General features: G+C 62.6%; 14 protein-coding genes. 5 read left to right on the top strand and 9 right to left on the bottom strand.

Annotation, left to right across the window (positions count from 1 at the left end):
* Nucleotides 1-90: 90 nt before the first annotated feature.
* The 9 genes from ACO07N_RS02865 to ACO07N_RS02825 all read right to left on the bottom strand — a co-directional run bounded on the left by ACO07N_RS02865 (nt 91) and on the right by ACO07N_RS02825 (nt 7,976).
* Nucleotides 91-930 carry a substrate-binding domain-containing protein gene (locus ACO07N_RS02865; RefSeq protein WP_421979581.1) on the bottom strand — a complete coding sequence of 280 codons (840 nt, stop codon included), beginning with the start codon at nt 928-930 and terminating at the stop codon, nt 91-93.
* Nucleotides 927-1,745 (bottom strand): ATP-binding cassette domain-containing protein, encoded by an 819-nt coding sequence (locus ACO07N_RS02860; RefSeq protein WP_421979580.1) that lies wholly within the window; start codon nt 1,743-1,745, stop codon nt 927-929. The genes ACO07N_RS02865 and ACO07N_RS02860 overlap by 4 nt, the downstream gene beginning before the upstream one ends.
* The gene (locus tag ACO07N_RS02855) at nt 1,738-2,445 is read right to left on the bottom strand and encodes an ABC transporter permease (RefSeq protein WP_421979579.1); all 708 of its coding nucleotides are present in this window, start codon (nt 2,443-2,445) and stop codon (nt 1,738-1,740) included. The genes ACO07N_RS02860 and ACO07N_RS02855 overlap by 8 nt, the downstream gene beginning before the upstream one ends.
* 127 nt (nt 2,446-2,572) lie before the next feature.
* Nucleotides 2,573-2,953, bottom strand: a complete 381-nt coding sequence (locus ACO07N_RS02850) for a carboxymuconolactone decarboxylase family protein (RefSeq protein ID WP_421979578.1) — start codon at nt 2,951-2,953, stop codon at nt 2,573-2,575.
* A gap of 3 nt (nt 2,954-2,956) precedes the next feature.
* Complete coding sequence (locus ACO07N_RS02845; protein ID WP_421979577.1) at nt 2,957-4,408, bottom strand: aldehyde dehydrogenase family protein; 1,452 nt, start codon at nt 4,406-4,408, stop codon at nt 2,957-2,959.
* Complete coding sequence (locus ACO07N_RS02840) at nt 4,408-5,148, bottom strand: hypothetical protein (protein WP_421979576.1); 741 nt, start codon at nt 5,146-5,148, stop codon at nt 4,408-4,410. The genes ACO07N_RS02845 and ACO07N_RS02840 overlap by 1 nt, the downstream gene beginning before the upstream one ends.
* The gene (locus ACO07N_RS02835) at nt 5,141-5,989 is read right to left on the bottom strand and encodes a hypothetical protein (protein ID WP_421979575.1); all 849 of its coding nucleotides are present in this window, start codon (nt 5,987-5,989) and stop codon (nt 5,141-5,143) included. Before ACO07N_RS02835 ends, ACO07N_RS02840 begins: the two co-directional genes overlap by 8 nt.
* The gene (locus ACO07N_RS02830) at nt 5,989-7,071 is read right to left on the bottom strand and encodes an aromatic ring-hydroxylating oxygenase subunit alpha (RefSeq protein ID WP_421979574.1); all 1,083 of its coding nucleotides are present in this window, start codon (nt 7,069-7,071) and stop codon (nt 5,989-5,991) included. The genes ACO07N_RS02835 and ACO07N_RS02830 overlap by 1 nt, the downstream gene beginning before the upstream one ends.
* Nucleotides 7,068-7,976 (bottom strand): MurR/RpiR family transcriptional regulator, encoded by a 909-nt coding sequence (locus ACO07N_RS02825; RefSeq protein WP_421979573.1) that lies wholly within the window; start codon nt 7,974-7,976, stop codon nt 7,068-7,070. The genes ACO07N_RS02830 and ACO07N_RS02825 overlap by 4 nt, the downstream gene beginning before the upstream one ends.
* Nucleotides 7,977-8,052: 76 nt before the next feature.
* On the opposite strand from ACO07N_RS02825, the gene ACO07N_RS02820 reads away from it, so the two are divergent.
* From ACO07N_RS02820 to ACO07N_RS02800, 5 genes are read left to right on the top strand one after another with little or no spacing between them, the layout of a single operon-like run.
* Nucleotides 8,053-10,533 carry an FAD-dependent oxidoreductase gene (locus tag ACO07N_RS02820; RefSeq protein ID WP_421979572.1) on the top strand — a complete coding sequence of 827 codons (2,481 nt, stop codon included), beginning with the start codon at nt 8,053-8,055 and terminating at the stop codon, nt 10,531-10,533.
* On the top strand, nt 10,530-11,624 hold the full coding sequence (locus tag ACO07N_RS02815; RefSeq protein WP_421979571.1) for an alcohol dehydrogenase family protein: 1,095 nt from the start codon (nt 10,530-10,532) through the stop codon (nt 11,622-11,624). The genes ACO07N_RS02820 and ACO07N_RS02815 overlap by 4 nt, the downstream gene beginning before the upstream one ends.
* Nucleotides 11,621-12,733: a mandelate racemase/muconate lactonizing enzyme family protein gene (locus ACO07N_RS02810; protein WP_421979570.1), complete on the top strand. Its 1,113-nt coding sequence runs from the start codon at nt 11,621-11,623 to the stop codon at nt 12,731-12,733. The genes ACO07N_RS02815 and ACO07N_RS02810 overlap by 4 nt, the downstream gene beginning before the upstream one ends.
* Nucleotides 12,730-13,845: a mandelate racemase/muconate lactonizing enzyme family protein gene (locus ACO07N_RS02805; protein WP_421979569.1), complete on the top strand. Its 1,116-nt coding sequence runs from the start codon at nt 12,730-12,732 to the stop codon at nt 13,843-13,845. The genes ACO07N_RS02810 and ACO07N_RS02805 overlap by 4 nt, the downstream gene beginning before the upstream one ends.
* The gene (locus tag ACO07N_RS02800; protein ID WP_421979568.1) at nt 13,842-14,966 is read left to right on the top strand and encodes a mandelate racemase/muconate lactonizing enzyme family protein; all 1,125 of its coding nucleotides are present in this window, start codon (nt 13,842-13,844) and stop codon (nt 14,964-14,966) included. The genes ACO07N_RS02805 and ACO07N_RS02800 overlap by 4 nt, the downstream gene beginning before the upstream one ends.
* The last annotated feature ends 6 nt before the right edge of the window (nt 14,967-14,972 follow it).

The raw sequence follows: 14,972 nt of genomic DNA, 5'->3' as shown, positions 1-14,972 counted from the left end.
TTCTCAACGACATAAATTCGACAGTACTTTCTAAACCGGACCGCAATGCGTGTGCGGCACCCTTCACCGTCCAGGATGGTTCAATCGCGATCAGCTGGAGCCGTCATTGGCGTTGGGGAAAAACAGCTGCTGACCGTCGACCGTGTAATCCGCGATCGCGGCCTGGCCTTCCTTGGAGAGGAGCCAGTCGACGAACACCTGGCCCATTTCAGCCTTCACATGCGGATGCACCTCGGGGTTCACCAGGATCACGCCGTACTGGTTGAACATGCGCGGGTCGCCTTCTACCATGATTTCGTGCGTGCCCTTGTTGCCGAAGGCGATCCATGTTGCCCGGTCCGTCATGGAATAGGCGTCCATGCCGATGGCCGTGTTCAAGGTGGAGCCCATGCCCGAACCGGTTTCCCGGTACCAGGTCCCGGACGACGCGGCTGCATCAATCTCCGCGGCTTTCCAGAGCCGGAGTTCCGCCTTGTGCGTGCCGCTGTCGTCACCGCGCGAGGCGAAGGGTGCCTCGGCTTCCGCGATCTTCGGCAGGGCGGCCACCACGTTGCGGCTGCCCTTGATCCCTGCCGGGTCGGAAGCGGGGCCGACGATCACGAAGTCATTGTACATGACGTCGGCGCGCGAAACGCCGAACCCGTCGGCAACGAACTTTTCCTCGGACGGTTTCGAATGCACCAGAAGCACGTCGCCGTCGCCATTGACGGCGTTTCGGATCGCCTGACCCGTGCCGACGGCGACAACGCGGACCTCGATCCCCGTCTTGTTCCGGAAGGTGGGAAGAATGTGATCGAACAGGCCCGAATTCTGGGTCGAGGTGGTCGATTGAACGATGATGAATTTCTCGTCGTCGGCATAGGCAACAGAGACAGCCGCCGCGCCTGCAACAAGCGTTGCAATCGCGAGCCTCAACAGGTGTCTGATCAAGGTGTCCTCCTGGATCGGTCCGCGGCGGACCGGGTAACGGGGCCAAGGTAAAGCCTGCCGCCGTGCCACGCGCGGGCCGGTTCGCTTTGCGGCGCATTCAGGACCTGGTGCGCGGATCCTGTTTCGGCGACCACGCCATCCTGAAGGAAGATGACATCCTCGCCGAGACGGTGGGCCTGACCGGAATCGTGGGTGACAAGAACGATCGTGACACCGCGGGCATTGGCTTCCAGCACGAGGTTCTCGATTGCGGCGGTCGAGGCGGGGTCAAGGTTCGCTGTCGGCTCGTCCAGAAACAGCAGGTCGGGATCGCACGCAAGCGCCCGGACGACCGCCAGTCGCTGCTGTTCGCCGCCGGAGAGAACGCGGGCCGGCCGCTTGGCAAGATGATCGAGGCCGGCGGAGGCGAGGGCGGCGTCGATCTTGCGCGCACGCTCCGAACCGCGAAGGCCGCGTACCGACAGGGCGAATTTGAGATTGGCGAGAACGGACCGCCGCAACAGGACCGGGCGCTGGAACACCATCGCCTGCGACCGCAGATCCTGTTTCGTGATGGGACTGCCCTGCCAGGAGATCGTGCCCTGCTGTGGCTTGATCAACCCGTGGAGCAACCGCAGCAGCAGGCTCTTGCCTGCGCCGTTGGGTCCCATGACAAGGGTCCGCGACCCTTTTCGGATCGCCACATCGACACCGTTCAGAAGGCGCTGTCCGCCTGCTTCGAAGACAAGGCCACGCGCTTCCAGAAGCAGCTCGGGTGCAAGCGACTGTCGTGAGGCGGATGCCGCGGCGGGCATATCGAAACCGGCGTCACGCATAGGCGGCCCTCACGGCAGAGGCTTTCAGCGCCATGACGCAGGCGGTCACCGAGAAGGCAATCGCCAGAAGAACGACACCGAGGGCGAGCGCGAGCTGGAGGTTTCCCTTGGACGTCTCAAGGGCAATCGTCGTGGTCATCACGCGCGTTACGTGGTTGATGTTGCCGCCGACGATCAGGACGGCGCCGACCTCGGCAACCGCCCGTCCGAACCCGGCGAGCGCGACGGTGAGCAGGCTGTAGCGGGCGTCCCACAGCAGGGACAGCATCCGGTCCAGTGCACCGACGCCAAGGGAGGCAAACTGTTCGGCATATTCGCGGTTCAGGTCTTCGACAACCTGGCGCGTCAGCGCGGCCACGATGGGTGTGACGATGATCATCTGGGCGATGATCATTGCGCCCGGTGTATAGAGAAGGCGCAGCGGGCCGAACGGACCGGATGCCGACAGCATCAGGTAGACAACGAGACCGACCACGACCGGCGGCAGTCCCATCAGGGCGTTCAGTGTAACGGAGAGGAACGTGCGTCCGGGAAAGCGGAAGACGCCGACGGCAGCCCCGAGCGGCAATCCGATCAGGCAGGCAAAAAAGACGGCCGTCAGCGTGACCCGCATCGACAGGCCGATGATCTCCAGAAGATCCGGATCAAGTGCAAAGACGAGGGCAAATGCCCCGCCCAGGACGCTCCAGAATCCGTCCATTTACGCGTTTCCTCCCAAGCTTCGGGAAAAAATAGCGTAAAATGCATAAAAATCCAACTCAAACCTTGTGCGAAGGCCGCGTTCCCACCGGGTGCCGCACACGCTGTGACACCTTGGTCAGATGTCGTTATGCGACGCCCTGTTCTTCAAGCACTTTCCGGGCAACCCGGAAGCATTCCAGGGCCTGCGGAACGCCGCAATAAATGCCGACAACATGGATGATCGCCTGGATTTCCTTCTTGGTGACGCCGTTGTTGATGGCGCCCCTGCAGTGGATTTCCCATTCGGTCATCTTCCCGAGCGCACCGATCATCGCAAGGTTCATCATGGACCGGGTCTTGGCGTCGATGACCTCGTCGCCCCAGCCGAATCCCCAGCACCACGCCGTCATTGCTTCCTGAAACGGGCGGGTGAAATCATCCGCCTTGGCCAGATTGTTTTCGACATACTCGGCGCCAAGCGTCGCCTTGCGCTGTTCCAGTCCCTTTTCGAACAGATCCTGATCCATCTCTTACCTCAGTTTGATCGCGACATTTTTCGTTTGAACGTAGTTGAGCAGCGCTTCACGGCCCTTTTCGCGACCGTAGCCGGATTTGCCGAAACCGCCAAAGGGGGTTTCGACACCGCCGGCATACCATTCGTTGACGAAGACCTGACCGGCTCTGAGGCCCCTGGTTGCGCGCATGGCCCGGTCGATGTCGGATGTGAACACGCCGGCGACCAGACCATAAGGCGTACCGTTGGCGATCCGGATGGCCTCTTCCTCGGTGCTGAATTTGAGGACGGACAGGACCGGTCCGAAGACTTCGTCGTTGGCGATCGTCATGTCGGGTGTCACGCCCGTCATCACGGTCGGTTCGAGAAAATAGCCGGGCCGGTTCATCCGCCGTCCGCCGGCGGCGGTGCGGGCACCGTCGCGTTCGGCCTGCGAGACCATGCTGGCCGCGCGCTGGCACTGGGTTTCGGAGATCATCGGGCCCATGTTTGCGCCGAAGTCCGGAAAGCCGAGCCCGTCGCCGACATCGAGATCCTCGGCCATGGCAACGATGCCGTCGACCAGCCTGTCGTGAACCTTCTCGTGGGCAACGACGCGGGACATGGCGGAGCAGACTTGCCCTGCGTTGAAATAGATACCCCAGCGGACGTCGGATAAAAACGCATCCAGATCGGCATCGTCATGGACGATGGCGGCGGACTTGCCGCCGAGTTCGAGGACGCAGGGCACGACATTGCGGGCCGCGGCGGTGGCAATCGCCGATCCCGTCTGCACCGAACCGGTGAAGACGATCTGGTTGACACCGGGATGGGCGGTCAAGGCCGCGCCGGTGTCCTTGCCCAGTCCGCACAGGATGTTGAGCGCTCCATCGGGCAGGCCGCAGGCGAGCGCCGCGTCGGCAAAAAAGCGGTTGGTGAGCGGATCGAGCTCCGGTGTCTTCACGACAACGGAGCAGCCGACGGCAAGCGCGGCCGACAACGAGCGGGCCGTCATTTCCATCGGATAGTTCCACGGAATGATCTGGGCCGAGACACCGAAGGGTTCGTGCGTGGTAAAATCGAAATAGCCGCCGCCAAGGGGAATGGAGCGGCCTTCCATGGTCTCGGCCTGGTTGCCGTAATATTCGAAGTAGCGTGCGGCGCCTTCCAGTTCGAGCCTTGCTTCCCAGAGCGGTTTGCCGGCTTCCCCGGTCAGGACCGGAGCGATTTCGTCGATCCGCTCTAGGATATACTCTCCCATCTTCCGGACGATACGGCCGCGCTCCACGGGGCGCAGGCCCGACCAGTCACCGCTGGCACTCAAGGCCCCGGCCGCCGAGACCGCGCGATCGACATCGTTTTCGTCCGCAATCGCCTGGTCGGCGATGCGTTCGCCGGTTGCGGGATCGAGAACCTCGATATGGCCGGCGCCCCCCTCGCAGTAGTCGCCGTCGATGAAATTGTGCCAATAGGCCGGTAGATCGGTCATCAGGCCCTGATCCTGTAAGAATGAAGTCTGTCGTAGTGGGGTTTCATGCGCCGGTGCACGTGGCGCACGCACTCGGGCGCGTCATCAAGTTCGACATAACGCCGCTGTTGCGGCCGGAGCCCGGTCGAGTTTTTGAGATTGGCGTGGAACGAGCCGCCGTCCCACCAGCTGTATTGCGCCGTGTCGGCCCCCGGCTCCCAGGTGAGCGCATCGGCAATGAAGGGTATCCCGACCGCTTCGCAAAACGCTTTCACCGTGCCTTCGGGGTCTTCCAGAAGGTCATCGCTGTCGATCACGGGCGGCGCCTTGCCGTGCGAGGCATAAAGCAGGTCGAACAGGGCGCGCTGTTCCGGGAAACCGACCTCTGCGCTGTCGAAGTCGGGCCACTTGTCGTACATGGACGTGATCGTGAGCGCGGGATCGCGGATCAGGAACGCATGGGTGAAATGGGACAGGAAGTCCTGATCCCACATGTGGCTGATGTAATGCGGGAAGTCCTTGATGAAGACCGGTCCTGCCTCGGCCCGCGCCCGGATGTCTTCCCAGACGCTTTCCAGTGTCAGGCCGGGAGTCGTCCTGTCTCCGGGTTGCCATCTTGGCCAGAAAGGCTCTGCACCCTGATACCAAGCCTCACCGAAGGGTTCGTGCAGGCAGTCCAGATCCCCGCGCTGGCGCATCATCCATTCAAACGCGGTGGACGTTGACCGGGGCACCGCCCAAAGCGCGACGATCTTATGCATCGAGGCGCTCCAGCAATTGTCCGTGCCTGCCTTCCGGAGCCAGATCGAGCGAGCGGAAAACGCGCCAGTAAAGGGCGGTGTCGTGCGCGATCACCGGTTTGCCGAGCTGGTCTTCCAGCTGCGGGGTCAGGTGCAGCATGCGTTGCGGCTGGCCATTTTGTCCGCTGCGGAAATTGACCATGCCGTTGGCGAGGTAGGCATCAGCGTTTGGGGCCCTTTCAGCTACATACTCGAAACTGCGCCGGGCCAGATCGCCGTCGAAGATCCACCTCTTGCGGTTCACGTCGTCCTGGCTTTCGAACCAGCCCTGGTCGACAAAGTTCCCGGCCCACAAGACGTCGAACCCGGCTTCCTTCAGGAAGCCGACCGTGCCCTGCCACCATTCAGGCCAGTGATAAACGGCGTTGAGGGCGACCTTTTCAACATTCATCTCGCGCAGTGCCTCGACCATCGCGTAACCGGCCATGTGAAAGGCAAGGCCGTATCGGTCACTCAGCCGCGCGCAGAAATCGGCAATTCCCTGAACACCCATGCCTGAAGCGTGTACCCAGTTGGACCCGACCTGCGCGCAGACATCGGCGCCGTTGTCGGCCATGACGGACGCGAACTCCTCGAGCATGCCGAAATTCCGCGTGCGCTGGTCGAGCCGGTGCCGGTAGTCGGACACGTGAAGCATCCAGCCATGGACCCCGACGCTGCCGGGTGCGATGCGCAGGAAGTCGGTCGGGGCCGCGTCCCAGTCGTGCGGAGGGCAGGTGAACCCGACCTGGTGCGGAAACAGCTTCTGGTCCTCGGTCCATTTCAGCGGCATGCCCTGCGCTTCGGATCCGGGCGCGGACATCAGGCTTCCCGCATCCAGTTCTGCAACGCCTTGACGGAATGTTCCGAATTCACGCCGCAGGCGGGGTCGAGCACGAGGGGGCCGGGCTTGTAGCCGCGGCTGCGCAGTCCCTTCTGAACCGCCTCCACAAGGTAGATGTCCTCTTCGACGGTTGTCGAGCGGTCCTGGACGGCAAGACGCCGGATGGTTTCGCTGTCGACGCCGTCCACGGTGTACCAGCCGCGCCAGACGATGACGTGGTCAACGTCGACCGCGCGCCAGTGATAGGTGTTCAGGATATTGCCCGGATAGACCTGGAAGGAGAACAACGGCCACAGATACCAGGAGGAATAATCTCCGGCATGTTCGTTGGCATCCAGGTCGATGTCGTAGGTCATCCTGTCGAGGTTCTGGCATTCGGTCGTGTGACGGAGACAGTATCCTTGTGGCTGGATGTCATAGGTCTCCGGCTTGACCACACCGGTAGCGAATGTGGGGTGGTTGATGGGGCAGTGATAGCATTCCGAATAATTCTCGACCGAGACCTTCCAATTGCAGTTCTCGGCAATTTCCACCCATTCGAGCGGCTTCAGGCGGTCAATCTGCGGAACGAAGGCGCGCAGTTCCTCGCGCACGTTCGGAAACCACACGTCCATCGGTTTGGCATCCGGGTCGAGATTGACGAACAGGAAGCCGCAGAAGTCTTCGATCCGCACGGAGGTAAGGCAGATCTTGCTGCGGTCGAAGCCGGGAACCGCGCGGACATTCGGACCGGACCGCAGGCCGCCCGTCAGTTCGTATGTCCAGCTGTGATAGGGGCAGACCAGCAGCTTGGTGTTGCCTTCGCCCTGCACCAGCTGGTGCGCCCGGTGCTGGCAGACATTGTAGTAGGCCCGGAGCATGCCATCCCTGTCGCGCAGGCAGATGATGCTTTCGTCCGCGATATCGACCGTGAAATAGTCGCCGGGTTTCTCCAGCTGGGAGACGTGCCCGGCGAATTGCCACGTACGTGCCAGCAACCCGTCTTTTTCCCGTTTGAAATGATCCGGGTCCGTGTAGTAGCGGGCTTCAAGCGAATGGGTCAGCTGGCTGTGAACGTTCATGAGCGGTCCTTCCACTCTTCCTGATAGAGCCCCATCTTGTGGCGGCGGGTGTGAAAACGCTCGATGCTGGAAATGACGTCCTCGGGCGCATCGGCGATGACGAAGGCCAGCAGTGTTTCCAGAAGAGCGATGGTCGAGACGGATGAGGGAAAGAACTGCGGCGTCTCGGCATCGACGACAAAGGCATGGTCGCTGCCAACGACAATGGGCGAGGCAGGGCTGTCCGAGATGGCGACGATCGTCAGCCCCTGTTCGCGCGCCGTTTCCACGGCGGCGATGACATCGGTGCGGTAAGGTTTGCAGGTCATGGCGACGAGCACGTCCCGCTCATCCGCACGTGCCAGATCATCCGTTGCAACAGACCCCATCCTCGGAATGGTCCAGATCGTGTCGACCGCCATGTCCGCGAGATAGGAGAAATTGCGTGCGTTGGAATTGTTTACGCCGACGCCGAGCACATAGGTGTGGCGCGCCTTCACGATGGCATCGGCGGCCGCTTTCATCGCGTTGGCATCGGTCGCGGCGAAGGTGTTCTCGATATTCGAGATCGCGCAGGCGGCCATTTCCGCAAACAGCGCGCCGAGCTGGCCGCCCTTTGCCAGGGACTGCAGCCAGCGTGCCCGATCCGGAAAATCCGTGCCACGGCTGCGGATCGCTTCGCGGAACGGATGACGGAAATCCTCATATCCATCAAAGCCGACCGAGCGTGCCATGCGCACGAATGTGTTCGGTTTGACGCCCGCCGCGTCGGCGATCTCACGGATCGAACTCACGCCGACATCGTTCGGGTTTTCAAGCACATAGCTTGCGGCTTTGCGCAGCTCCGGCGTCAGGTCCTCAAGCTCGGATGCGAGATCGTCAAGCACCGCCTGCGGGGCCTTCAATCCTGTTTTTGGTACATTCATATCATTCATGATTGACGAGAGTACATTTGTACAATTACGATGTCCATCGAAAAATCACCGGCCTGGGAGATCACACATGTCGGAAACCGGAACCTCCAAACTGCCGTCCTCGGCCCGCGTCGTCATCGTCGGCGGCGGCATCATGGGCTGCGGCCTCGCCTACCATCTGGCCCACGAGGGCTGTTCGGATGTCGTTCTCCTGGAGAAGGCGGAACTGACCTCCGGGTCCACCTGGCATGCGGCCGGGCAGATCACCCATTCCACGTCCAGCTTCGGGCTCGGAAAATGCGTCGGCTACAACATCGATCTCTATTCAGGTCTGCTTGAGGAAGAGACCGGCCAATCGGTCACCTGGCATGGTTGCGGGTCTTTCCGCCTGGCCTACACGGAAGACGAGATGGACTGGCTCCGCCACACCATGAGTGTCGGGCGCGCGCTTCAGTTTCCGATGGAGCTGGTCGGACCGGACCGGATCCGCGAACTGCACCCGTTCTACAATCTCGACGGCGTTCTCGGCGCGTTGCATACGCCCGATGACGGCCACGCGGACCCGTCCGGCGTCACGCAGGCTCTGGCGATCGGTGCAAGGAAGCTGGGCGTCAAGATCATCCGCCGCTGCCGCGCGACCGACATCAAGCAGCAGGCCAACGGCGAGTGGAAAGTCTCGACCGAACTGGGCGACATCACCTGCGAGCACGTGGTCAACGCAGGCGGGACCTATGCGCGGCAGATGGGCGAATGGAGCGGGCTGCAATTGCCGATGACGTCAATGACGCACCATTACATCGTCACCGACACCGTTCCCGAGTTCAAGGAACTGGACGAAGAGCTGCCTGTCATCCGGGACGACAAGCTGGTCTCCGGCTATATCCGCATGGAGCAGAAGTCGGGGCTGATCGGGATCTATGAAAAGGAAAACCCGAACACGGTCTGGGAAGACTTCTGCCCCTGGGAAGCCGAAAACGAGCTGTTTGCAGCGGATTATGACCGGATCATGCCGTGGCTGGAAAACGCGATGGACCGCATGCCGATCTTCGCTGAACTCGGCATCAAGCGCGAAGTGCATGGCGCGATTTCGCATCCGCCGGACGGCAATCCGCTGATCGGTCCGGCGCCGGGCGTGAAGAACTACTGGTGCTGCTGCGGCACCCAGATCGGCATCGGCTGGGGGCCGGGCCTGACGCGTGAACTCGCCCGCTGGATCGTTCATGGCTCGGCCGACATCTCCATGCGCGAGTTCGACCCGCGCCGGTTCGGCGGCTATGCCGATCAGGAGTGGCAGGTCGTCAAGGCCAAGGAGGACTATTGCCTTCGCCACGAGATTCCATTCCCGCACTTCAACCGGTTGGAAGGGCGGCCGATCAAACCGAGCCCGCTTTACGAACGGCTGAAGGACAAGGGCGCTGTCTACGAGGAAGTCTACGGGCACGAACGTCCGCGCTGGTTCACCACCGGCGATCTGGAGCAGCGGGACTACTACTCGTTCCGGCGGGCGGCCTGGCACGAGGCCGTCGCAAGGGAAATGCAGGCTGTCAGGACGACGGCCGGGATCATGGACATCTCGGCCTTCACCAAGATCGAACTGTCCGGTCCGGATGCGGAAAGCTATCTGGACCGGCTGGTGGCCAACCGGCTGCCGAAGAAGATCGGCGGCATCGCCCTGACACACATGCTCAACCGGCGCGGACGCATCGAAATGGAACTGACGGTCGTCCGGCTTGCGGAAGACCGCTTCTATCTGGTCTGCGCCGCCTTCTTCGAACAACGGCTTCTGGATCACCTTGCGCAGAACCTTCAAGGTGAAGACGCGACGGTTACGAACCGTTCCACCGACTGGGGTGCGATGACGCTCAACGGTCCGCTGGCACGCGATATTCTTGCCCCCAATACACCGGCGCCGCTCGACAATGCGTCGTTCCGCTGGCTGACGGCGCAGGAAATCGAGATTGCCGGGAACAAGGTCTGGGCATTCCGAATGTCCTATGCCGGAGAACTCGGCTGGGAGTTCCACATTCCGCGCGCACATATGCTGGAGGTCTATGACGCCCTCTGGAAGACCGGCCAGCCGCTCGGGCTTGCGGACTACGGCTCGTTCGCGATGAATGCGCTGCGCCTTGAAAAGGGATTCAAGGGTGCCGGGGAACTGACCAACGAAGTCACGCTGCCGGAAGCCGACGTCATGCGGTTCGTGAAGCTCGACAAGGGAGACTTCCTCGGCAGGGAAGAGACCGAAGCGAGTGCCGCGTCTGCCAAACTGCCGTGGGTGTGCATCTACCTCCAGATCGAGCCGGACGGCGTGGAAGACGGGCATGGCGGCGAAGCCGTGCTTCTCAACGGTGAGCCGGTGGGTGCGACCAGCTCGGTTGCCTATGCGCACACGGTGGGCAAGATCCTCGCCTTCGCCTATGTCAAACCGGAAGCGGCGAAGCCGGGCCAGGAGCTGGAAGTCGTCATCATGAACGGGGTCCGCAAGGCCCGGGTGCTGGACGCTCCCGCCTACGATCCTGACAGCCTGCTGCCGAGAACGGACGCGCCTGTCGGAGTGGCGGCGGAATGACAATACCGGCAACCATGAAGGCCATCGTTCTGGAAGGACATGGCGGGCTCGACAAGCTGGTCTGGCACGAGGATTGGCCGACACCAAAGGCCGGTCCGGGCGAGGTCCTGATCAAGGTCGGCGCCTGCGGGCTGAACAACACGGATGTGAACACGAGATCCGGCTGGTACTCCAAGACCGTTTCTGATGCCACCACCGGCGGTGCCTATGAAGAGGTGGGCGAAGAAGATCCGACCTGGGGCGGCGCGCCAATCACGTTTCCACGCATCCAGGGCGCGGACGCGGTCGGCGAGGTTGTCGCGCTTGGCGACGGTGCGCCGGAAACGCTGCTGGGCAAGCGGGTGATGGTCGATGGCTGGCTCCGGGACTGGTCCGATCCGTTCAACAAGAACAAGGCCGGATATTTCGGCTCCGAGTGCGACGGCGGCTATGCCGAGTACACGGTTGCCAACGCGAACAATGTCGGCGCGGTGCAGTCGGATCTGAGCGACGCGGAACTTGCGACGTTCTCGTGTTCCTACACGACAGCGGAGGGCATGCTCAGCCGTGCGCAAGTGGGCGAACGCGACACGGTTCTTGTTACGGGCGCTTCGGGCGGTGTCGGCTCTGCGGTCGTGCAGCTTGCCAAGCGGCGCGGCGCGACCATCGTCGCGCTTGCCTCGGCTTCCAAGCATGAGGCCGTGAAAGCTCTCGGCGCGGACGTGCTGCTGGACCGTGCGCCCGAAGACCTCGCGACGGCCCTGAAAGATACGACCGGCAAGGAGACCGTTTCGGTTGTCGCCGATATTGTCGGCGGACCCTACTGGGGTAATCTCATCTCGGTCATGGAGCGCGGGGGACGCTACACGTGTTCCGGTGCCATCGCGGGGCCGATCGTCGCATTCGATCTCAGGACCTTTTATCTGAACGACCTGACCCTGATCGGGTCCACCGTCGTCGAGCCGCATATCTTCAAGGATCTGGTCGGGTATATCGAGCGCGGCGAGGTCAGGCCGGCGCTCGCGGCAACTTACCCGCTGAAGGAATTTCACGCGGCGCAGACGGCTTTCATCGAGAAAAAACATACGGGAAACATCGTGGTGATCCCATGAAGATAACCCGTATCCGGATCTTCAAGACGGATCTGCCCTATGTCGACGGTGCCTATGGCTGGGGCGCGGGGAACGCGATCACCACGGCGCGCGCGTCCGTGGTGGTCATCGACACGGATGCGGGCCTATCCGGATGCGGGGAATTCACGCCCTGCGGCGAGAACTACATGGTGGCCCACTCGGAAGGCGTCGAGGCGCTGGCCCGTCTTGTTGCGCCCGCGCTTCTGGGAGAAGACCCGCGTCAGGTTGCGCGGATCGAGCAATTGCTGGATCACCTCGTGCAGGGGCATAGCTATGCCAAGGCACCGTTCGACGCGGCCTGCTGGGACATCGCCGGCAAGGCCCTTAACGCGCCGGTCTGGATGCTGCTTGGCGGCAAGCTGACCGACGGCGCGCCGATGTACCGGGTTGCCCCGCACCGCTCGACAGAGGAAACGGTTGCCGAACTGGAGCGCCACCGCGCAAACGGCTACCGGCAATTCCAGATCAAGGTCGGGGCGGACTGGACGCAGGACATCGACCGGATCCGCGCGATCGTGCCGCTGCTCAAGCCGGGCGAAAAGGCAATGGCGGATGCCAACCAGGGCTGGCGCGTCGACAATGCGCTCCGCGTCGGGCGGGCAACACGGGACCTTGATTTCATCTTCGAGCAGCCCTGCCGCACCTACGAGGAATGCCTGCAGGTCCGCCAGCGGATCGATCTGCCGATGAAGCTGGACGAGTGCGTGACGGGTCTCGCAGCCGCACAGCGGATCGTTGCCGACCGGGCGGCCGATCTCGTCTGCCTGAAAATCTCCAACCTCGGCGGTCTGTCCAAGGCGCGCCGGGTGCGGGACTTTTTCGTTGACAACCGCATTCCCGTCGTCGCGGAAGACACGTGGGGCGGGGAGATCGCGACGGCGACGCTGGCCCATTTCGCCGCCTCGACGCCGGAGGAGTTCCTTCAGAACACCACGGATCTTCATAACTACAACACGCGATCCACGGGATCTCCGGCCCCCAGAACCTCAAACGGTAAGCTTTACGCCTCCGATGCGCCTGGTCTCGGGGTCGAGCCGGACCTCGACAGCCTTGGCGCGCCGGTCGCCGTTTATGGAGAGGCGGCATGAGGATCTCGCGGATCAGCGTCTGGCAGATCGATCTTCCGCTTGCCAAACCCTACTGGCTGTCCGGCGGCCGGCTGAAATTCGAAAAACTGGACTCAACCTTCGTGCGGATCGAGACCGATGAAGGCGTGTCCGGCTGGGGGGAGGGGTGCCCGTGGGGGCACACCTATCTGCCCGCCCATGGGCCTGGTCTGAGATCGGCGCTTGAGCTTCTCGCGCCTGCTCTTCTCGGCCGTGACCCGCGTGCACACGACGAGATCAACCGGAGCATGGACATCCGGCTCCCCGGGCATCCTTACGCCAAGTCGCCGCTCGACATCGCCTGCTGGGATCTGACGGGAAAAGCGACGGGTCAACCGCTCTGGCGGATGCTGGGGGCGGAGGAACCCGCGCCGGTTGCCATCAATTCATCGATCTCGACCGGAACTCCGGACGAAATGATCGCGCTGATCCGGGACGCGAGTTCAAAAGGGTACCGCACCCATTCCGCAAAGGTTGGCGGCCAGGACGCCGCCGCCGATATTGCGCGGATCGAAGCCATTTCGAAGGCGCTGCCGAAGGGCGAGCAGGTGACCTTCGATGTCAACCGGGCGTGGACGCCGGGCGTTGCGCTCCAGGTGCTGAATGCGGTTTCGGCGCGAGACTGGATCGAGCAGCCCTGCGAAACCCTCGATCAGTGCGCCTTCGTTGCAGCAAAAGTGCAGCAGCCGATCATGCTGGATGAATGCCTTGCCACCTTTCAGGATCACCTGGACGCCTGGAAGCAGGGCGCTTGCCACGGTGTCAAGGTGAAGCCGAACCGCGTCGGCGGGCTGACCCGGGCGCGGCAGATCCGCGATTTCGGCCTCGCCGTCGGCTGGCAGATGCATATCGAAGACACCGGAGGCAGCGCGTTTGCGGACACGGCCGCCCTTCATCTGGCTGCCTCGACTCCCGATTCCAACCGGCTCGCCAGCTGGCTGTGCCATGCGCACCTGTCCGTTGACCCGGTCTCCGGTCAGGGAGGCCGCAACCAGGCTGGTTTCGTGCGGTTTGACGCCTCACCCGGCGTTGGTATCACGCCCGACCCCGACGTGCTTGGAGAGCCCGTTGCGGTTTACGAGGACCCCCTATGAGCAACTATCCCGCGTACAAGATTACAGGCCTGACCCTCTGGAAAGTGCCGCTCACGAGCCACGAAACCTACTACATGGCGGAAGGCAAGACCTGTGCGACCGTCGACAGCATGGTGCTCCGGATCGATACCGATCAGGATGTCAGCGGCTGGGGCGAGGTGTGCCCGATCCCGCACTACCTGCCGTCCTATGCCAGGGGTGTCGCACCGGCGATCGAGGAACTGGCGCCTGTCCTCATCGGGGCGGACCCTATCGGTGTTGATGCGATTGCCCGCAAGTGCCGGTCCTGGCTGCTGGGGCATCCTTACGTGCAATCGGTGATCGATATCGCGCTCTGGGACCTGACTGGCAAGGCATGCGGGCTGCCGGTCTACACGCTGCTCGGCGGCCGGCAATCGATCGATTTTCCGCTGTATCATTCAATCACCTGCATTGCCCCGGAAGACATGGCCGCGATCGCGAAGGATGCGGTGGCCGGCGGCATGCGCCAGATCCAGGTGAAGCTGGGTGCCGACGCCAACTGGGAAGCCGATGTCGCACGTCTGAGGCTTGTCCGGGAAGCCGTCGGACCGGGACCGGTCGTCTATGGCGACTGGAATTGCGGCGCCAGCCGGCTGGACGCGACACGGGTCGGCCGGGCCGTCCGCGATCTTGACATCATGCTTGAACAGCCTTGTGCGACGCTAGAGGAATGCGCCGCCGTCCGCTCGGCGACCGGGTTGCCGATGAAACTGGATGAAACCGCGCACGATACGGCCAGTCTCATGAAAGCCTACGAACTCGGCTGCATGGATGCCGTCGCGCTGAAACTGTCGAAATTCGGCGGCATTTCCGATCTGAGGCGTGCGCGGGACCTGTGCCTTCATTTCGGGGCCAAGATGTGCATCGAGGATACCTGGGGGTCGGATATTGCCACGGCGGCAGCCCTGCATGTTGCCGCGTCGACACCGCCGCAGGCCATTCTTAACGTGTGCGATCTGTCCGGCTATGTTTATCCAAGACTTGATCCGGACGCCCCGGTCCGGGCCAACGGCCGGATACAACCTCCCGAAGGACCGGGCCTCGGCGTTGCACCGGATCCGAACGTCCTGGGCGAGCCCGTCCTTTCTCTCGCTGCTTGAAGGAGT

The sequence above is a fragment of the Roseibium sp. genome, assembly GCF_965229775.1.
Lineage (GTDB): Bacteria > Pseudomonadota > Alphaproteobacteria > Rhizobiales > Stappiaceae > Roseibium.
Note: the sequence above shows the minus strand (reverse complement) of the source record. Positions and strands in the feature narration are given on the sequence as shown.